This window comes from Ruminococcus sp. AM43-6 (assembly GCF_003461785.1).
GTDB lineage: Bacteria > Bacillota > Clostridia > Oscillospirales > Ruminococcaceae > Hominimerdicola > Hominimerdicola aceti.
Genome location: NZ_QTXU01000001.1, coordinates 129,965 through 148,124 on the forward strand (window position 1 = coordinate 129,965; position 18,160 = coordinate 148,124).

The window sequence follows — 18,160 nt, forward strand, 5'->3', positions numbered from 1 at the left end:
AAAATTGTTTGCTCATGCTTTATTATAGCACCTAAAGGTGCTTTTTGCAATAGAATGAGCGGCAGGACGTGATATTTTACATCAGACCTGCCACTTATGCTTAGTTATTTGCGGCAAATATTTTTATTGTTCGTGAAAGTGCTGTTACCTGCTGAGGGGTACTGAATGCAGAGGGTGAGAAACGCACTGTTCCTTGCTCTATTGTGCCGAGGGTGGTATGGGTGACGGCGGCACACTGAAGTCCTCCACGGAGGGCGAAGCCTTTTTCGCTGAGATAGGAGGCGATCTCAGCGGAAGGAATATCACCGATGTTAAATGAAAGTATGGGGACTTTCTTTTGGTCTACTTCATAGAACTTTATTTTGTCTATGTCTGAAAGCTGTTCGTAGAGCTGTTTGCAGAGTTTTTCTTCGTGGGCTTTTATTACGGCAGGGGTCTTTTGGCGGACGAACATTAGTCCCTCGCCAAGACCTATTATGCCCACTGTGTTAATGGTGCCGCTTTCAAGCTTTTCGGGGAGGAAAGGGGTCTGTTCAAGGAGTGCGGAGGTCGCACCTGTGCCGCCCTCGATTATGGTAGACAGAGAATACTCGCCGTCTGAGATAAGAAGCCCTGTGCCTGTTGGTCCGTAGAGGGCTTTGTGACCTGCGGCACAGAGAAAGTTGAAGCCGTCTGAGAGAGAAAGCTCCAAAAGCCCGCAGGCTTGTGCACCGTCGGCTATAAAGCATATGCCGTGGGCTTTGCAGAGGGCGGCTAATTCACGGTATGGCATGAGACTGCCTGTGACGTTTGAAGCCACTGTACAGCAAATACACTTAGTTTCGGGGGTTATAAGGCGGCGGAAGTTTTCTACTGTTTCGCTGTCTGTTTCCCCTGTTCGGGCAATAGAATATTTCACGCCTCTTGTTTTTGAAAGGGCATAGACGGGTCTTGCTACTGCGTTATGCTCGTGGTCTGAGATTATCATATGACCACCGTACTGCATGACACCTTTTATCGCCATGTTAAGGGCATGGGTACAGTTGGCGGTGAAAGCCACGTTTTCGGTCTGTGCTTCAAACATTTCTGCCGCCTGCTGTCTAACGGTGAATATCTTTTCAGACACTCGCATGGAAAGCTTGTGACCGCTTCTGCCCGGGTTGCCACCATAGCGTTCTACTGCCTGAGCGACGGCTTTTGCTACGGTAGGGGGCTTGGGGTAGGTGGTGGCTGAGTTATCAAAGTTTATTATGCTTCGGGTGTCTATTTTTCTCACCTCTTTTGCTCGAATATCACGTTTCTGAATGGTATGCGCTCTTTTTCAAGTATGGCGGTTATTTCTTCTGTGGGTGCGGTGACGGCTATGGAGTAGCCGCAGCCTGTTCCGAGGTTTTTGGGCGTTCTCTGTATCTCACAATAGTATTTTAAACCGTTCAGCAAGTTTTTTGCTTTCATTGCATAGGTTATGGAAGTCATGGCTATAAGACTCTTTTTCATTTTTGTTGCTCCTTTATGCTGTACTTGTCCGTATACGCTTTTACGAATACACTTCAGTATATGCCGTTCACGGTTTGAGGGTGAACGCTGAAAGTTTTGTGAAAGGTAGGTGAAATTTGATAAAAGTTAATAGTCAGTTTAAATTTCGGGTGTACTATTTATAATATAAAAAAGAAAAGAGGTAAAAGCTTATGAACGGATTTATGTATAAGGTAGCGAGATTTTTTCAGGGCAGATATGGTATAGACAAGCTTTTTTATGGCATTTGCGGTGTGGCTGTGGTGCTTAGTGCGGCGAATTTGTTTGTAAAGTCGCTTATTTTACAGCTTATGGTATACGCTGTGCTGGTGCTGGCGGTGGTTAGGGCGATGTCGAGAAACTGTCAGAAGCGATATGAGGAGAACATGAAGTTTGAGAGGGCTTTCGGGGGAATTGGCAGGAAATTTTCATTCTGGAAGAGAAAGTTCGCTGACAGAAAGACCCATGTTTATATAAAGTGCGGTGTATGCAAAAAGACGTTAAGGCTTCCAAAGGTAAAGGGTGAACATACTGTGAAATGCCCTAACTGTGCAAATAAGTTCAAGGTGAAGATCTGACCTGTTGCGGAATTTTCGGAAATGTGCTATACTATATAATATAGTATGATACTGTAGGGGTGCAAAGACAATGGGAATGAGCTGTCGAGGACGCCGGCCCCTACGGAAGTGTGTCAGGTACGATTTTTTTGCGAAAAGGGAGCGGCAGGAATGCAGAAAGTAAATTATCAGAAAATGCTGGAGGGCATTATAAAAAAACACGAGGAAAAGGGCGAAGTGCCGACTTTGCTTTTGCATAGCTGTTGTGCGCCGTGTTCGTCTTATGTGCTTGAATATCTGTCGCAGTATTTTAAGATAACTGTGTTTTACTACAATCCGAACATTTATCCCCGTGAGGAGTACGATAAGCGTGTGGCGGAGCTTCAAAGGCTTATTGCACAAATGCCTATGAAAAATCCTGTTACGTTCGTGGAGCGTGGGTATGACGAGGGTGAGTTTTTTCAGGCTGTTAAGGGCTTTGAGGATATACCTGAGGGCGGGGAGAGATGCTTTCGATGTTACAGGCTCAGGCTTGAACGGACGGCTCAGCTTGCCAGGGAGCTTGGCATGGATTATTTCACCACAACGCTGTCTATTTCACCATACAAGAATGCTCAGAAGCTCAACGAGATATCGGAGGAGCTTGTGGAGATATATGATGTAAAGGCACTTCCTGCGGATTTCAAGAAGCGTGAGGGCTACAAGCGTTCCATTCAGCTTTCAGCGGAATACGGGCTTTACAGGCAGGATTATTGCGGTTGTATCTTTTCAAAAAGAGAGCGTGAAAGACTGAATACGATTACAACAAAATCTGAATAAATATAAAAATATTAACATTACATAGAATGCTTGTACATATTACGATAACATATTTGGCTATATATAGCAAAAATAATATGCAAATTTGTGAAAAATGGCTAAAGATATATGATTAATTTGTGAAAAACGTTTATTGAAATACTTGTAAATGTGTGTTACAATATAGGCAAGATGTATGTTGAGGAGATATCGCTCAATATGTATCTAAAAATTATTAACAAAGATGGAGGAAAAACAAATGAAAATCTCTAAGATTCTCGCTGGTATGTCAGCTGCTGCTCTCGCTGCATCAATGATGTCACTCGCAGCATTTGCTGATGAAACAGCTACTGTTAAGGCAGACCTCACTGGAGGTACTGTTTCTCTCATTGATGAGAAGGACGATGACGGTGTTGTTACAAAGACAGGTGTTCTTACAGGAACAAACGTTAAGCTTTCAGATGTTTGCGGTATTGATGTTAATGTAACAGTTGGTGCAGACTCAGCTGCAAAGATCGAGGCTGGAGACTGGATAGGCGGTGGACTTGGTTACAACTCTGAGTCAACTGGTTGGGCTTCAAAAGAGTGGTCATTCCAGGAGGGTGCTAAGGACGTAACAGGCGTTAAGGCTGCTGACGGTTCTTATGATTTTGTTCTGAAGGGAACAGATCCTGTATTTGCTGATACAGATACATATGCTCAGGTATGGCTCCAGAACTGGTCTACAAAGGACTTCACATTCAATGCGTTCACACTTCTTGACAAGGACGGCAATCCTATCCTTGTTGTAGAGTCTGACAAGGCACAGGGCGGAAACACTGTTGACCTTAGCGAATACAAGAAGCAGACTGAGGTTACACTTAACGGTGAAGGCCAGTCTACATCTGACGGCGGTAAGGTAAGAATCAACATCAAGCACCCATGGTGTGACGATGCTCACAAGGCTGCTTTCAACCTTGTTGATGATTGGAGCGTATTTGCAGGTGCTGACGCTATTGCTGTTACAGTTGATATCTCAAATGTAACTGACGCTTTCACAGCTTATCCATGCTTCACAAATGGTATTGAGAACGGTATTGGTTATTGGGAAGCTTCTGATAACAACCCTGCTGTTACAGTAAACGCTGACGGCACATACACATTTATCGTTAAGTTCCCTGCAGCTCTTGAAATGGACGCAAAGAATATGTTCTTTGACATTGCTACAGACCTCGCTGGTACAGACGGCGAAGATCCTGCTGTTAAGATGGCTGTTAAGAAGGTTGTAGTTCTCAACAAGAGTGATGCTGAGCCAACAGATCCTTCTGAGTCAACAGCTGATTCAACAGATTCTGACGAGTCAAAGGGTGTTCTCGTAGATTCTTCAGACTCTAAGACTAACTCTGCTGCTACATCTTCTAAGGCTGCTAACAACGCATCTAACACAAACCCAAGCACAGGTGCTGCTGCTCTTGCTGCTGTAGGTGTTGCACTTGCTGGTGCTGCTGTAGTTGCTACTAAGAAGAGAAAGTAATCTGTAATTCAGATAATTCTTACTTAGAATAATTAAAGACCTGTCTTTCGGGACGGGTCTTTTTTTGTTGCATTTTTATCGAAGTGGTGGTATAATTGATCTATAAACTGCGGAGGTGTTTTTATGCGTATAGTTTTTGATGATATTAAAGAGAGCCTTGCGACGAATTTCAAGGGCGGCGAGAAAAGCTTTGCAAGCAGGGCTTTTTCTGACGGCAAGAACAAAATGATGAAAGGCAGGCTTGTGCCGGGGGCTTCTATCGGTCTGCACAGACACGAGGGCAACTGCGAGATGATATATGTTCTTGAGGGCAGCGGCAAAATGCTTTATGACGGCGGTGAGGAAAGACTGTCGGCAGGAGATTTCCATTACTGCCCTGAGGGTCATGAGCATAGCTTTATCAATGACGGCGACAGCGACCTTGTGTTTATTGCAGTTGTGCCAGCTCAGTAGATTTTTGCAGCTTTGTATCTGTGAAATAGTGGGTCAAAATGGCTCTGTAGTCTGAGCCTTTTTCTGCCATGGCGTTTGCACCGTACTGGCTCATTCCTACGAGGTGTCCGAAGCCGTGAGAGGTGAAAATGAATTTTGTGTTGGCAAAGGTGAACTCGAAACATGGCGAGGAGATATCAAGGATATCGCAGAAGGTGTTTGGCTGGATATCATAGCCGCAGACGGTCAGGTTCGTTACATAGCCTATGCCGTCTGTTTTTGTTTTGAGCCAACTATCAGCATTGGCGAGGGGAGTAAAATTAATATCGGGGAAGCGGTCAAGAAGCTTGTCTTGAAATTCCTTGGCGGTGAGTGCCTGGGTACATTCTGTGGTGACAAGGTCTTTGTCAGCGGAGCTGTCTACTGACAGAAGATATGGGATATCCTCTCCCCATGCGTTTTTGGCGGATTGGGTATGACCGTTTGAAGCAGCGTGAAAGGCGACGATTATGGGTTCGTCTTCATAGGTGAGAATTTCGTTTTCCACTGACTGCACGGCTGACTTTACCTTTTTGTATGCCTTTTCATAGTCGCTGCCGTAGTATTCTTTGGCGGCTTTCAGGGTGAAAAAGCTTTGGTAGAGGGTGCTGTCATCGCTGATGAGTGCGCCTTTTAAGGCGGGAGTAGGCGACTGGGCTTCGGAGAGCTGTCGGCGGCATATGTAGGTATGGGCGAGGACGGCTTGCGCTTTCAGGGCTTCTTCGTCAAAGTCCGCAGGCATTTGTGCAAGCACTGAGCCTATCATATATTCTTCAAGGGTGAAGTCTTCGGTCTTGCCGCTTTCGGTGAAATATACGGCTATTTTTTCTTTTTCTGCAAATGCAGGTTTCGATGCGGACTCGTTTGGACGAAGAAATACTATGGTCGGTATTATTGTAAGGATAACAGCAAATACTGCCATTATCTGTATCAAGTCTTTCATATGGTTTGTCCTTTCTTTTTTGGGGTACTATATTATATTCATGCAGTGGAGCAAATATTCATACAGGGCGAATTTTTGTACTGCAAATTTTTAAATGGCGGAGATATGCGGTTTTAATTTGACAGGTTATCTTAATACTTGACAAAAATCTGAAAAAGGTGTATAATATAACTTATATTTATAATCTACTTGAAAGTGAGATGATCTATTCAATGATAAATAATGCAGCAAGGTCGCTTTTATGCGAACAGTTTATAGCAAACAATACTATTGACCCTAAGCTTTATGACAGATATGTGGTAAAAAGAGGACTTAGAAACTCTGACGGTACAGGTGTTATGGCTGGTCTTACTAATATCTGTAACGTACACGGATATGTGGTAAACGAGGGTGAGAAATCTCCTATTCAAGGTCAGCTTATCTTCCGTGGATACAACATAAATGATCTGGTGTCCAACGCTCAGAAGGAGAACCGTTTTGGTTATGAGGAGATAGTGTATCTGCTGCTCATGGGCGATCTGCCTAACAGGGTGGAGCTTGATGCGTTCAGAGAAATGATGGCTGAAAACAGACCTCTCCCTGACAACTTCTTTGAGGACATGATACTTAAAGCTCCGTCAAAGAACATCATGAATAAGATGGCGAGAGCAATTCTGGCTCTTTACTCTTATGACGATAATCCTGAGAACCGTTCTCCTGAGTATGAAATGGCTACGGCTATCTCTATAATCTCTAAATTGCCTAACATCATGGTTTCGGCTTATCAGGTAAAGAAACGCTGTTATGACGGTGAAAGCTTGTTCATGCACCCTCTGATACCTACACATTCTACTGCGGAGATGATACTGTCGGCACTGCGTCCGGACAGACAGTTCACTGAGGAAGAGGCTAAGATTCTTGATCTGTTACTTATGCTCCACGCTGAGCATGGCGGAGGAAATAACTCGACTTTTGCCTGCCGTGTGCTTACATCTTCCGGAACGGATCCTTATTCTGCATACTCTGCGGCTATCGGTTCACTGAAAGGTCCACGTCACGGCGGTGCTAACCTTAAGGTGGCGGCAATGCACCAGTGCATAAAGGACAACGTTCAGAACTGGGAGGACGAGGGCGAGATCGCTGATTTCCTTACAAAGATACTCAACAAGGAAGCTTTTGACCACACTGGTCTTGTTTATGGCATGGGTCACGCTGTTTACACATTGTCTGACCCTAGAGCTGTCATACTCAGAGAGAATGCCAAGAAAATGGCTGAGAACACTGAGTTTGAGAGAGAATACAAGCTTCTTGAAGCGGTGGAAAGACTTACTCCTGAGCTGTTCAAGAAGATCAAGGGCAGTGACAAGGCGATGTGCGCTAATGTTGATATGTACTCGGGCTTTGTTTACAGTATGCTGGGTATTCCTGAGGATCTTTATACTCCTATGTTTGCCGTTTCAAGAATGGCAGGCTGGTGCGCACACAGATTTGAAGAGCTTGTAACAGGCAAGAGGATAATCCGTCCTGCATACAAGGCTATCTCAGGTGAGAAGAAGTATATCCCATTGGACGAAAGATAAGCAAAATAATTTTTACCTGTTCCTAATGGGCAGAAAAAGGCTTGAAATATTTTTGTGTATATGATATAATAGAATCGGGTATATGCCCGGTTCTATTTTTTTGTTTGGTGTATCAGGAGGGATCGCTTGAAAAATCTTAAATTGGCTGCTGTTTGTCTTTCTTGTCTTACTATGACAGGCTGTTCGGCACTGAATTTTTCTGTTGAGGGACTTATAAACGCCCCGAAGCTTACCTCTGAGCAAAGCGAGATACATCAGGCGCTTATCGAGAGCGTGGGCAGCAATATAACTCTGAAATATCCTAAAAACGGTGAATACCGCTCGGCTTATGTTATCGCAAATATCGACGATGAGCCTACGGACGAGGCTATGGTCTTCTATGAGTACACTTCAAACGGATCTGAGGAGGACGGCTTGAGGGTGAACATTCTCGACAAGGACGAGGACGGCAAGTGGTATTCTGTGAAAGAGCTTGCAGGCGCAGGCACGGACATAGATCAGGTCATTATCTCGCCTATGGGAAGCAATAACCAGACGGACGTTTTTGTGGGATATCAAAATCTTACTAATGATGAAAAGACTATGGAGATATACAGCTATACCGACGGAGATTTCAAGCGTGTGGCGCTTGATACTTATTCGGTGCTGGAGCCTTTGGATATAAACAATGATGGTTATATAGAGCTTATCACCATTCAGAGAAGCACCAATAATGATACAGGTGCGGTGACGGCAAAGGCTTCTATGCTCAACATGAAAAACAATGAGATAACCCGCGGCGAGAACGTTGATATGTGCGATAATGTGACTTCTTATGTGTCATCAAAGACGGGAATGCTTGACAGCGGCAGGCGTGCTATTTTTATTGACGGACTGACTGCTGACGGAAAATTGCAGACGGAGATAATATACTACAGATATTCGGGACTTCAAAATCCTATGCAGCTTAGAAGTGAAAAGCTGCTGCCTTTATGCACAAGACCAGCGGGCTACTACAGTGAGGACATGGACGGCGACGGTGATGTGGAGATACCGTCAACTTCGCCTATGGTGGGTTATGAAAACGCTGTGGCAGACGAAATGCTCTATATGACTACATGGAGCGTTTACGAGGATTTTTATGATTTGAAAACAAAATACACAGGCTATTATGCCATATCTGACGGATATTTTGTAACGTTCCCAAAACGCTGGAACAGTTCAGTTACGGTGAAAAAGGACAGCGACACAAACGAGCTTGTTTTCTATAAATATACAGGAGATATAAACGAGAGCAACGAGGAGATAATGCGTATCGCTGTGTCTTCAAAGAATGATTCGGAGGATCATATCTCTGACGGATATGAGCTTATCGATAGCAAGGGTCAGCTTGATTATTTTGTGAAGCTTCCTCTTGACAGGCGTGAAAAGCTCATACCGACTATTGACGAAATTCAGAATAATTTTTACATAATAAACTGATCTTGGAGAGGAGTAAATGTAATGAAAAGAGTTTTGGTTTGCGAGGACGAAGATTCAATTAGAGAATTTGTGGTCATAAACCTTGTAAGAAGCGGTTACGAGGTAGTTGACGTAAACTGCGGTGAGGACGCTCTCAAAGCTTATGACGAAAAGGACGGCGGTTTTGACGTTGCTCTGCTTGATATTATGATGCCCGGCATCGACGGAATGCAGGTGTGCAAGAAGATAAGAGAGAAAAGCAACACTATCGGCATTATCATGCTTTCGGCAAAATCACAGGAAATGGATAAGATATCATGCCTTATGAGCGGTGCTGACGATTATATCACAAAGCCGTTCTCTATCTCTGAACTTATTGCAAGAGTTGACGCTGTTTGCAGACGTGTAAATCGTTCAGGCTCTAAGCCTGAGGAGGCTTCACAGATAGTTTCAGGTCCATTTACCCTTAATCTTAAGAGCAGGACTGTTTTCAAGAACGGCGAGCAGATAGACCTTACACAGGTGGAGTATCAGATAATGGAGTATTTCTTCAAAAATCAGAATACTGCACTTGACCGTTCAAGTATACTCAATCACATATGGGGCGAGAGCTATTACGGCGACGATAAGATAGTGGACGTGAATATCAGAAGAATAAGAATGAAGATAGAGGACGAGCCTTCTAATCCTAAGTATATCCTTACTATATGGGGCTTTGGCTACAAGTGGGCAGGCGGCTCTAACTGAGCTGTGAAAACATGATGAACGGAGTTTTTATCAGTTGAGCGGAAAAAAAAGAAAAAGCGGCAGACTCAGTATCACACAGCACTGGCTGAGGAACAATCTCGGGGTGGTCGTGGGAATACTTGTGGTGCTTGAAATACTGCTTATCGTGGTGGTGAGAAATTATTACTACAGCTCCACAAGGCAGTATCTTACATCTAAAATGAAGATAGTCACCACGGCGGTAGTGAACGCTTCAGGTGACGAGCAGACTAACTATAATTCTCAGATACGCTCCCTTGTGGAAAGCTATGACGAGAAAGACAAGATAGAGCTTATGGCTATCAAGACCGACGGCGAGGTCGATGTTACATCATCAGGCTTCTCTCCCTCGGAGAATGACAACATGACCGATTATGAGGACGCAAAAAAGTCCGACACGGGAATAGGCACACAGATATATGAGCTGTCAACAGGGGAAAAGGTCATGGCGATAACGTCAGTTATATCCCCGAAGGGAAGCGAATATGAAGCACTGAGAATGTTGTCTTCCATGAAAAATATTGACCATCAGATCTTTATTATGTCTATGATAATCACGGCTATCGTTGTGGCTGTCATAATGCTCATGTTTTTCTCGGGAATGTTTTTTATCAAATCTATTGTTTTGCCTATAAGAAGCATAAACAGCATAACAAGGCGGTATGCTACGGGAGATTTCAGCGAACGTCTTGAAAAGAAACGAAATGACGAGCTTGGCGAGCTTTGCGACTCTATCAACTACATGGCGCAGGAGCTTTCTAATACAGAACAGATGAAGAACGAGTTCATATCTTCTGTATCTCATGAGCTGAGAACTCCGCTTACCGCTATAAGGGGCTGGACGGAAACTGTTACCAGTATGTATGAGGACAAGGAAACCTTCAAGAAGGGTATGAGGGTCATCACAAGTGAGACGGAGAGGCTTTCGCAAATGGTTGAGGAGCTTCTTGACTTCTCGAGGATACAGGACAACAGACTCACGCTTATTATGGATACTATAGATATTCTTGCGGAGCTTGGGGAAACTGTGCTTATCTATCAGGAGAGGGCCAAGGCGCTTGGTATAACACTCAATTACTACGAGCCGAAAATGCTGCCGTTTGTTTACGGCGACAAGAACAGGCTTCGTCAGGTATTCATAAATATTGTGGACAACGCTATCAAATACTCCAACAAGGGCGACACTGTATCGGTGGAGGCTTATGAGGAGGACAATGAGGTATGTATTTCCATTTCCGATACGGGCATGGGAATATCAAAGGAAGACCTGCCAAAGGTCAAGACGAAATTCTTTAAGGCAAACCACACAAGACGTGGTTCGGGAATAGGTCTTGCGGTGGCAGACGAGATCATTCAGCGGCATGGCGGTACGCTGGAGATAAACAGTGAGCAGGGAGTAGGTACAACTGTGATGATAACGCTCCCTTGTATCGAGCAGAAGAAAAAGCCTGACAATCAGGCAACTGTAGACGTGGAGCTTATTTCTTCTGAGCCTATCGAAAACAACGACAACGTGCAGTAGACGCACACACCGCCTTGAAAGGAAAGAAAATGAGCAGTAAAGCACAAAGCAAGGAAAAATTCAAGTCAAAGATCGGTGGACAGGCTGTTATTGAGGGCGTTATGATGCGTGGCATCAACAAGGCGGCTATGGCTTGCCGCCTGCCTGACGGCACCATAGACCTGGAGGAGTGGGCGATAAAAGGCGGAAAAGATACGCCTTGGTACAGGAAAACGCCTTTTGTGAGGGGCATTTTCAGCTTCCTTACTTCTCTTATAGACGGCTACAAGTGCCTTACAAGGTCGGCTGAGAAGCAGATGACGGAGGACGATGAGGAGGAGCAGACCAAGTTTGAACAGTGGCTTGACGATAAGCTGGGGGACAAGCTCGGCCCTATCATCACGGCGATATCTATGGTGCTGGGTGTGGGTCTGGCGATATTGCTGTTTATGTATCTGCCGTCGCTGGTGTCTAAATTCATAAGCAAGTTCATTGACCTGTCGGCATTTGGCAAAAACCTTATTGAGGGTATTTTGAAGATAGCTATATTCATAGGCTACACGGCTTTGACTGCTCTTACTAAGGATATAAGGCGTACATATGAGTATCACGGTGCTGAACACAAGACTATCGCTTGCTATGAGCATGAAGAAGAGCTGACGGTTGAGAATGTGAAGAAATACACACGTTTTCACCCTCGCTGTGGAACGAGCTTTATTTTCCTTGTGCTGTTCATAAGCATTTTTGTAAACACAATATTCAGAGTATCATGGGCAAGCATTTTGCTGAGAGTTGTTATAAAGATAGCGCTTCTGCCTATCGTTACGGGTATTGCTTACGAGCTTATAAGGCTTGCGGGAAAATATGACAATATTTTCACTAAGATAATCTCTGCACCGGGTCTGTGGATACAGAGGATAACTACAAGCGAGCCTGATGAAAGTCAGATAGAATGTGCGATCGCAGCACTGAAAGCTTGTATACCTGAAAATAAGGAAGATGACAAATGGTAAAAAAGAAACTGTTTGATAAATGTGTGGGACTGCTTGAAGAAAGCGGTCTGGGTGAGAACGCTGCTTGCGAGGTCACATGGGTGTTTGAAGATGTGGCTGAGGGGGAGGATATCACTCCTGAGCAGGAAAAGCGTATAAGCGACATTGTTACACGCCGATGCGAGGGCTATCCTTTGCAGTATCTCCTTGGACAGTGGGAGTTTTATGGTCTGCCTTTCAAGGTGGGCGAGGGCGTGCTGATACCACGTCAGGACACGGAAACTATTGTTGACACGGCTTTGAAGATGTTTGCAGGCAAGAAGGATATCACTGTTATAGACCTTTGTTCAGGCTCGGGGTGCATTGGTATCGCCCTTGAAAGGAAGCTTGACTGCGGTCGGGCAGTGTGTGTGGAGAAGTCTGAAAAGGCGGCAGAGTATCTTCGTGAGAATATAAGTCTGAACGGCTCGGGGACTGAGATAGTCATGGGCGACGTTACAGACGAAAAGCTTGTGGAGGATATGCCTGAGGCTGACCTTATAGTGTGCAATCCCCCTTATCTCACAACAGAGGACATGGACGCTTTACAGCGTGAGGTCACTTTTGAGCCTGCGGAGGCTCTTTTCGGCGGTGAGGACGGCTTGGACTTTTATCGTGAGATAGTTCGCAAGTGGAAGAAAAAGCTTAAAAGCGGCGGCGTTATGCTCTTTGAGATCGGTATCGGTCAGGAGGACGAAGTAATGCGGCTGATGATACAGCACGGCTTTAAGAACGTGAGATGCAGGAAAGACTTGTGCGGTGTTTACCGCTGTGTTTCGGGCTTTTATGAGAAATAGTACGAAAATTTGTACAGATAGATAAATTGCGGTTACTGTACAGACAAACGGACAGTTAGTGTGATATGATATAGATACGGATAAAACACCGATAAGATAGGGAGGTCATATAAAATGGCGATAGACAAGAAGAAAAAAGAAGCCGTTAAGACGGTAGTAAAAATAACTGACGCAGAGGAAAAGAAAAAGGCTCTTGACACAGCAATAGCATATATTGAAAAGCAGTTCGGCAAGGGTGCGATCATGAAGCTTGGCGAGGCTAAGGCTATGGATATCGAGGCTATACCGACAGGCTCTATGACTCTTGATATGGCGCTTGGTATTGGAGGAGTGCCGAGAGGAAGGATCATCGAGATATACGGGCCTGAGTCATCAGGTAAGACAACGGTCGCACTTCATGTTATCGCAGAAACGCAGAAAATGGGCGGCGAGGTAGCTTTTATCGACGTTGAGCATGCTCTTGACCCTGTTTATGCAGGTCAGCTTGGTGTTGATATCGACAATATGCTTGTTTCTCAGCCTGACAGCGGTGAGCAGGCTTTGGAGATAGCCGAGGCTCTGGCTCGTTCCGGTGCTATCGACTGTATCGTTATCGACTCGGTTGCGGCTATGGTAACAAAATCTGAGATAGACGGCGAAATGGGCGACACTCACGTTGGTCAGCTTGCAAGACTTATGTCTCAGGCTATGAGAAAGCTCACATCTGTTATCGCAAAGTCCAATACAACGGCTATATTTATCAATCAGGTCCGTGAGAAGATAGGTGTTATGTACGGAAACCCTGAAACTACTCCTGGTGGACGTGCTTTGAAGTTCTACGCTTCTGTAAGAATAGAGGTCAGACGTGGAGAGCAGATAAAGAACGGCTCTGAGGTCATTGGTAACAGAACAAAGTGCAAGGTGGTAAAGAACAAGGTAGCACCGCCGTTCAAGGAGTGCGAGTTCGATATAATGTACGGCAAGGGTATCTCCCGTGTGGGCGAGGTGCTTGACATGGCGGTCGATCTTGATGTGGTGAAGAAGGGCGGAGCTTGGTTTAGCTACAACGATATGAAGCTTGGTCAGGGACGTGACAACGCTAAGGAGTTCCTGCTGAACAATCCTGATATCATGGGCGAGATAGAAGCCAAGATAAAGGAACATCAGGCGGAGCTTGTGCTTGCAGCACAGAAGGATAAAAAGGCAAAGAAGCTTGAAGAAAAGGCTAACGCAGGTGCGGCGGCTCAGAGTGCAAATGAGGATATGGCTGCTGACAAGCCTGAGAAGAAGATACGCAAGGCGGCAAGCGACAAGTCTGTTGTGGCAAAGCCTGAGGAGGACTTCGAGGAGTTCGCTCCTGTTGACATAAGCGAGCTTGGTGACTGATAAATGCTTAAAATAACGGGCGTTTCAAAATACAAGGGCAGCACATACATGATAGAGTTTGAGGAGGGCGAAACGGCTTTTCTCAACTATGAGATAGTGTCTGCCTATGGTCTGAGAGCAGGGCTTGATATGCCTGAGTCTGCTTGGGAGAAGATAGTTTTTGACAACGAGTTCAGAAAGGCTAAGGAAAGAGCTTTGTATCTCCTTGATTACAGGGACTATTCCTATGTGGAGCTTTATAAGAAGCTTGAGAAGAATTACAGTGAGGAGATATGCGACGCTGTAATGGATAAGATGCTGGAGCTTGGGACGGTCAATGACAGGCGGTATGCTCAGGGGCTTGCGAGGACTTATGTGGAAGTGCGTAAATACGGATATTACCGTGCTTATCAGCAGATGAGACAGAAAGGGCTTACGAAGCCTATAATAGAGGAAGCTCTGGAGGAATACAGCGAGGGTACATACGAGCGGCTGTATGAGCTTGTGGAGCGAAAGTATCTCAGATATCTTGACGGAGAAAAGGGTGACATAAAGGTAAAAAACGCCCTTGTACGTTTGGGGTATTCATACGACATAATAAAAGAGGTGCTTGCTGACATAAAACAGGAGTACGGCGACGAATAAAGGAGCAAAGAATGAAAAAGATCATTTTTGCGGCGGCTATACTGAGTGCGGGAATTATGACAGGCTGTTCATTCGACTTTGGCGGCACGGAAAATTCTCATCCTGCGGAAAATGTTCAGGGCAGTGAGAACGCTGTGACAACGCAGGGAACTGATACGGAAAGCGAAGAAGCCGCTGACCCGCTTGAAGAGGCAAAGGACGTTGCGGCAATGTATCTTAAAGCCGCAAACGCTGAGTTTGACCAATCAATGGTAAAGCTTATGACAGACGATTATGCCGCTGACTATGAATATATGAAAAAGAACATGGGCGGCGACAATGAATACGGTGAGGACGAGCAGATAAGCGGAGTAAGATATAGCTTTGACAAGGATAAGTGCGGCTTTATTGACAAGGTGAACATCTCGGAGGAGTATTCAAAGGCGGCGGAGCTTTATGTGACCATAGCTTATGACAGTTCCGAGGGAGAGGTCACGTCATCGCAGTATATTCTTATGGTGCTTGACAAGGACAATGATTGGAAAGTTTGCTTTGCAGGCTCAAAGGCACAGGCTTACGCTGACGGCATAATCACTGACGAAAACTCGGAAAAGGCAGAGGCTAACGCTCAGGCGGTATATGAGGCGGCAGAAAAGGCGGTCAAGGAGCTTTCAAAAGACAAGAGCTACAAGTTTGAGTACATGAACTACATTTCCACAGAAACGGATAAGTTCATAGAAAAGATAAAGGAACAGCTTCCTGATGAGCTTAAGGATACATATTTCACTGTTTTTATTGATGAAGGAAAGCTTGATTATGTTGTTTGGTCGCAGGAAGCAGGGGCAGAGATAACTGTTACTTACCCTGAGAAGAAAAACTGACGGCACAAAAGTGCTTGACAAAATAAATTGCGTGGTGTATAATATAGGTAACCACAAAGGATATAATTTTCAGTCGTTTCACGCTGAAAAGCGAAAACCCCGAAAGCTGCAACTTTCGGGGTTTTCTTTTGGGATCATGCCGGACTTACTTTCTGTCGATCCACTTGCTTATGTAGTAACCAACTACGCTTGCCAAGACAGAAAGTACAAAGGATATAATAAAATTCAAGCCGTTTCACCCCCTCCCTAGCGGAAGAAGCCGACATGGCTATATTATACCACACTTTCTGCCTGACTTCAACATATTTTTACTAAATCAGGACGGGTTGACTGTAGGCTGCGGACTTTGTGGAAAATTCATAAATATTTTGATTTTTGTCATACAATAGTGACTAAAAGGGCTTGACAAAACTGTGTAAAAGTGAGATAATAAGATAGATTATTGTGATACTTTATGCCGTCCGTTGGCGGTGTAGGATTGGAGATTTTTTCATGGCAACTAGAGTGGGAATGGTTTCTCTCGGATGTCCTAAAAATCAGGTGGACGCTGAGCATATGCTCTATGATCTGCGCAAAGAGGGTTTTCAGATAGTTTCTGACGCAGCCCTTTCTGATGTGGTCATTATAAATACCTGTGGATTTATCGAGTCGGCTAAACAGGAGGCTATTGATACTATACTTGAGTTCTGTACTCTCAAGCAGGAGGGCAGGATAAAGGCGGTAATAGCTACAGGCTGTCTTGCTGAAAGATACCGTGACGAAATGAAAAAGGAGATCCCTGAGCTTGACGCTGTTGTGGGAATTGGCTCTAACGGAAAAATTTGCGATATCATAAGAGAGATACTGCTGGATAAGCAGGCGGTCTGTTCTTATGGCGCAAAAACTGAGCTTTCCATGGAGGGCGGAAGAATTATTTCTACTGAGCCTTTCTATGCTTATATAAAGATAGCCGAGGGTTGCAGCAACAACTGCACTTACTGCGCTATCCCGTCTATAAGAGGAAAATACAGAAGCAGACGCATGGAGGATATCGTCAAGGAAGCCAGATGGCTGGCTGAGAACGGCGTGACGGAGCTTGTAGTTGTGGCGCAGGATACAACACGCTATGGCGAGGATATATACGGCAAGTCTATGCTCCCTGAATTGCTCACGGCACTTTGTGAGATAGACGGCTTCAAGTGGATAAGAACGCTTTATTGCTATCCTGAGAGGATAACGGACGAATTGCTGGACGTTATCGCTAAAGAGGACAAGCTTGTAAAGTATCTTGATATGCCTATACAGCACTGCGACAAGACCATACTTAAAAGAATGAACCGCCATGGGGACAGAGAGACCCTTACGGCGCTTATAAAGAAGATAAGAGAAAAGATACCGAACGTTACGCTGAGGACAACTCTTATCACAGGCTTCCCAGGGGAAACTGAGGAACAGTTTGAAGAGCTTTGCGAGTTTGTAAAGGAAATTCGCTTTGAAAGGCTCGGCTGTTTTGCTTACTCGCCTGAGGAGGGTACGCCTGCGGAGAAGTTTGAAGATCAGGTGCCTTTAAAGGACAGAGAGCGCAGAGCGGAGATAATAATGGAAGAACAGATGATTATTTCCGACAACCTTAATGAGGCTGCTCTCGACAGCGAAGTCGAGGTGGTTTGCGAAGGCTTTGACAGATATGCTGAGTGTTACTACGGCAGAAGTCAGGCGGACGCACCTGAGATAGACGGAAAGATATTCTTCCTGAGCGAGGATAAAGTCAGGGTCGGCGAGTATGTCAAGGTAAAAATTGACGATACTATGGATTATGACCTTATCGGCTCAAAAATGTAGATGAAAGGAACTTGATATGAACCTGCCAAATAAACTTACAGTGCTTAGAGTAATATTGATACCGTTTTTCCTGCTGTTCGTGCTGCTTTTCAGGATACCGCATCACATGGTGTTTGCGCTTATCGTGTTCGCTGCGGCTTCAATTACAGACTGGTTTGACGGTAAGATAGCAAGAAAGCACAATCTTGTTACAACATTCGGAAAGTTTCTTGACCCGCTTGCAGACAAGCTTCTTGTTATGACGGCGCTTATCTGCTTCACATTTGAACGTTGGATAGACCCTGTTGCAGTGGTACTGATACTTGCGAGAGAGTTTATGGTAACGGGTCTTAGACTTGTTGTGGCAAGCGAGGGCGTTGTGGTCGCTGCAGGAATATGGGGTAAGCTGAAAACGGCTTTCACAATGGTGGCACTTATTGCTATAATGGTTTTGCAGATCGTTAATCCTGCGGAAAAAGGAAGCCCTGATTTCACTTGGGGAACACCGATATTCCTTGTAAACGAGATACTCATATGGATAGCTGTTGTGCTGACAGTAATTTCTGGCGCAGTTTATCTCAAGGGATACTGGAAGTATATAGATTCGGGCAAATGATGTGACTTGCCGACGTGTTGCGGCAT

Annotated in this window: 18 protein-coding genes; 15 read left to right on the plus strand and 3 right to left on the minus strand. The window is 44.9% G+C overall.

Going from position 1 to position 18,160, the window contains the following annotated elements; translation table 11 throughout:
* Nucleotides 1-100: 100 nt before the first annotated feature.
* A complete protein-coding gene (locus DW938_RS00615) occupies nucleotides 101-1,255 on the minus strand; it encodes an aminotransferase class V-fold PLP-dependent enzyme (RefSeq protein WP_242992321.1) in 1,155 nt (384 codons plus the stop codon).
* Nucleotides 1,252-1,476, minus strand: coding sequence for a DUF3343 domain-containing protein (locus DW938_RS00620; protein WP_118123578.1), 225 nt, complete (start codon nucleotides 1,474-1,476; stop codon nucleotides 1,252-1,254). The genes DW938_RS00615 and DW938_RS00620 overlap by 4 nt, the downstream gene beginning before the upstream one ends.
* A 191-nt stretch (nucleotides 1,477-1,667) precedes the next feature.
* Here DW938_RS00620 and DW938_RS00625 point away from each other — a divergent pair, with 191 nt between their 5' ends.
* The 4 genes from DW938_RS00625 to DW938_RS00640 all read left to right on the plus strand — a co-directional run bounded on the left by DW938_RS00625 (nucleotide 1,668) and on the right by DW938_RS00640 (nucleotide 4,815).
* Nucleotides 1,668-2,072 carry a hypothetical protein gene (locus DW938_RS00625; RefSeq protein ID WP_118123579.1) on the plus strand — a complete coding sequence of 135 codons (405 nt, stop codon included), beginning with the start codon at nucleotides 1,668-1,670 and terminating at the stop codon, nucleotides 2,070-2,072.
* A 150-nt stretch (nucleotides 2,073-2,222) separates the two neighbouring features.
* Nucleotides 2,223-2,870, plus strand: a complete 648-nt coding sequence (locus DW938_RS00630) for an epoxyqueuosine reductase QueH (RefSeq protein ID WP_118123580.1) — start codon at nucleotides 2,223-2,225, stop codon at nucleotides 2,868-2,870.
* A 238-nt stretch (nucleotides 2,871-3,108) separates the two neighbouring features.
* Complete coding sequence (locus DW938_RS00635) at nucleotides 3,109-4,362, plus strand: NPXTG-anchored protein (protein ID WP_118123581.1); 1,254 nt, start codon at nucleotides 3,109-3,111, stop codon at nucleotides 4,360-4,362.
* A 123-nt stretch (nucleotides 4,363-4,485) separates the two neighbouring features.
* Entirely contained in the window at nucleotides 4,486-4,815 is a 330-nt protein-coding gene (locus tag DW938_RS00640; protein ID WP_117893270.1) for a cupin domain-containing protein, read from the plus strand.
* Here DW938_RS00640 and spoIID read toward each other — a convergent pair.
* Complete coding sequence (gene spoIID, locus DW938_RS00645; RefSeq protein WP_118123582.1) at nucleotides 4,790-5,776, minus strand: stage II sporulation protein D; 987 nt, start codon at nucleotides 5,774-5,776, stop codon at nucleotides 4,790-4,792. The two genes, DW938_RS00640 and spoIID, sit on opposite strands and share 26 nt — an antisense overlap.
* A gap of 212 nt (nucleotides 5,777-5,988) precedes the next feature.
* Here spoIID and DW938_RS00650 point away from each other — a divergent pair, with 212 nt between their 5' ends.
* The 11 genes from DW938_RS00650 (at nucleotide 5,989) to pgsA (ending at nucleotide 18,134) form a co-directional block, all read left to right on the plus strand.
* Nucleotides 5,989-7,335 (plus strand): citrate/2-methylcitrate synthase, encoded by a 1,347-nt coding sequence (locus DW938_RS00650; RefSeq protein WP_118123583.1) that lies wholly within the window; start codon nucleotides 5,989-5,991, stop codon nucleotides 7,333-7,335.
* A gap of 126 nt (nucleotides 7,336-7,461) precedes the next feature.
* Nucleotides 7,462-8,796, plus strand: a complete 1,335-nt coding sequence (locus DW938_RS00655; protein WP_242992322.1) for a hypothetical protein — start codon at nucleotides 7,462-7,464, stop codon at nucleotides 8,794-8,796.
* Nucleotides 8,797-8,817: 21 nt separating this feature from the next.
* Complete coding sequence (locus tag DW938_RS00660) at nucleotides 8,818-9,522, plus strand: response regulator transcription factor (RefSeq protein ID WP_022287063.1); 705 nt, start codon at nucleotides 8,818-8,820, stop codon at nucleotides 9,520-9,522.
* 34 nt (nucleotides 9,523-9,556) lie between these two features.
* Entirely contained in the window at nucleotides 9,557-11,062 is a 1,506-nt protein-coding gene (locus DW938_RS00665; protein WP_117863256.1) for a HAMP domain-containing sensor histidine kinase, read from the plus strand.
* 29 nt (nucleotides 11,063-11,091) lie between these two features.
* Entirely contained in the window at nucleotides 11,092-12,054 is a 963-nt protein-coding gene (locus DW938_RS00670) for a DUF1385 domain-containing protein (RefSeq protein WP_118123584.1), read from the plus strand.
* Nucleotides 12,048-12,869: a peptide chain release factor N(5)-glutamine methyltransferase gene (gene prmC / locus DW938_RS00675; protein ID WP_118123585.1), complete on the plus strand. Its 822-nt coding sequence runs from the start codon at nucleotides 12,048-12,050 to the stop codon at nucleotides 12,867-12,869. Before DW938_RS00670 ends, prmC begins: the two co-directional genes overlap by 7 nt.
* Nucleotides 12,870-12,983: 114 nt before the next feature.
* Complete coding sequence (recA, locus tag DW938_RS00680) at nucleotides 12,984-14,234, plus strand: recombinase RecA (RefSeq protein ID WP_117903631.1); 1,251 nt, start codon at nucleotides 12,984-12,986, stop codon at nucleotides 14,232-14,234.
* Between the two features lie 3 nt (nucleotides 14,235-14,237).
* The gene (locus tag DW938_RS00685; protein WP_117863259.1) at nucleotides 14,238-14,858 is read left to right on the plus strand and encodes a regulatory protein RecX; all 621 of its coding nucleotides are present in this window, start codon (nucleotides 14,238-14,240) and stop codon (nucleotides 14,856-14,858) included.
* 11 nt (nucleotides 14,859-14,869) lie between these two features.
* A complete protein-coding gene (locus tag DW938_RS00690; protein WP_118123586.1) occupies nucleotides 14,870-15,718 on the plus strand; it encodes a hypothetical protein in 849 nt (282 codons plus the stop codon).
* 492 nt (nucleotides 15,719-16,210) lie between these two features.
* Nucleotides 16,211-17,539, plus strand: a complete 1,329-nt coding sequence (rimO, locus tag DW938_RS00695) for a 30S ribosomal protein S12 methylthiotransferase RimO (RefSeq protein WP_118123587.1) — start codon at nucleotides 16,211-16,213, stop codon at nucleotides 17,537-17,539.
* Nucleotides 17,540-17,555: 16 nt separating this feature from the next.
* Nucleotides 17,556-18,134, plus strand: coding sequence for a CDP-diacylglycerol--glycerol-3-phosphate 3-phosphatidyltransferase (gene pgsA / locus DW938_RS00700; protein ID WP_041337225.1), 579 nt, complete (start codon nucleotides 17,556-17,558; stop codon nucleotides 18,132-18,134).
* Nucleotides 18,135-18,160: the final 26 nt, after the last annotated feature.

What these genes read in the sequence shown, in the direction of transcription:
- prmC (WP_118123585.1), top strand. Translation starts at nt 12,048, where the DNA reads ATGGTAAAAAAGAAACTGTTTGATAAATGTGTGGGACTGCTTGAAGAA.
- DW938_RS00660 (WP_022287063.1), top strand. Translation starts at nt 8,818, where the DNA reads ATGAAAAGAGTTTTGGTTTGCGAGGACGAAGATTCAATTAGAGAATTT.
- DW938_RS00635 (WP_118123581.1), top strand. Translation starts at nt 3,109, where the DNA reads ATGAAAATCTCTAAGATTCTCGCTGGTATGTCAGCTGCTGCTCTCGCT.
- DW938_RS00650 (WP_118123583.1), top strand. Translation starts at nt 5,989, where the DNA reads ATGATAAATAATGCAGCAAGGTCGCTTTTATGCGAACAGTTTATAGCA.
- pgsA (WP_041337225.1), top strand. Translation starts at nt 17,556, where the DNA reads ATGAACCTGCCAAATAAACTTACAGTGCTTAGAGTAATATTGATACCG.
- rimO (WP_118123587.1), top strand. Translation starts at nt 16,211, where the DNA reads ATGGCAACTAGAGTGGGAATGGTTTCTCTCGGATGTCCTAAAAATCAG.
- DW938_RS00670 (WP_118123584.1), top strand. Translation starts at nt 11,092, where the DNA reads ATGAGCAGTAAAGCACAAAGCAAGGAAAAATTCAAGTCAAAGATCGGT.
- spoIID (WP_118123582.1), bottom strand. Translation starts at nt 5,776, where the DNA reads ATGAAAGACTTGATACAGATAATGGCAGTATTTGCTGTTATCCTTACA.
- DW938_RS00620 (WP_118123578.1), bottom strand. Translation starts at nt 1,476, where the DNA reads ATGAAAAAGAGTCTTATAGCCATGACTTCCATAACCTATGCAATGAAA.
- DW938_RS00640 (WP_117893270.1), top strand. Translation starts at nt 4,486, where the DNA reads ATGCGTATAGTTTTTGATGATATTAAAGAGAGCCTTGCGACGAATTTC.
- DW938_RS00630 (WP_118123580.1), top strand. Translation starts at nt 2,223, where the DNA reads ATGCAGAAAGTAAATTATCAGAAAATGCTGGAGGGCATTATAAAAAAA.
- DW938_RS00690 (WP_118123586.1), top strand. Translation starts at nt 14,870, where the DNA reads ATGAAAAAGATCATTTTTGCGGCGGCTATACTGAGTGCGGGAATTATG.
- recA (WP_117903631.1), top strand. Translation starts at nt 12,984, where the DNA reads ATGGCGATAGACAAGAAGAAAAAAGAAGCCGTTAAGACGGTAGTAAAA.
- DW938_RS00625 (WP_118123579.1), top strand. Translation starts at nt 1,668, where the DNA reads ATGAACGGATTTATGTATAAGGTAGCGAGATTTTTTCAGGGCAGATAT.
- DW938_RS00685 (WP_117863259.1), top strand. Translation starts at nt 14,238, where the DNA reads ATGCTTAAAATAACGGGCGTTTCAAAATACAAGGGCAGCACATACATG.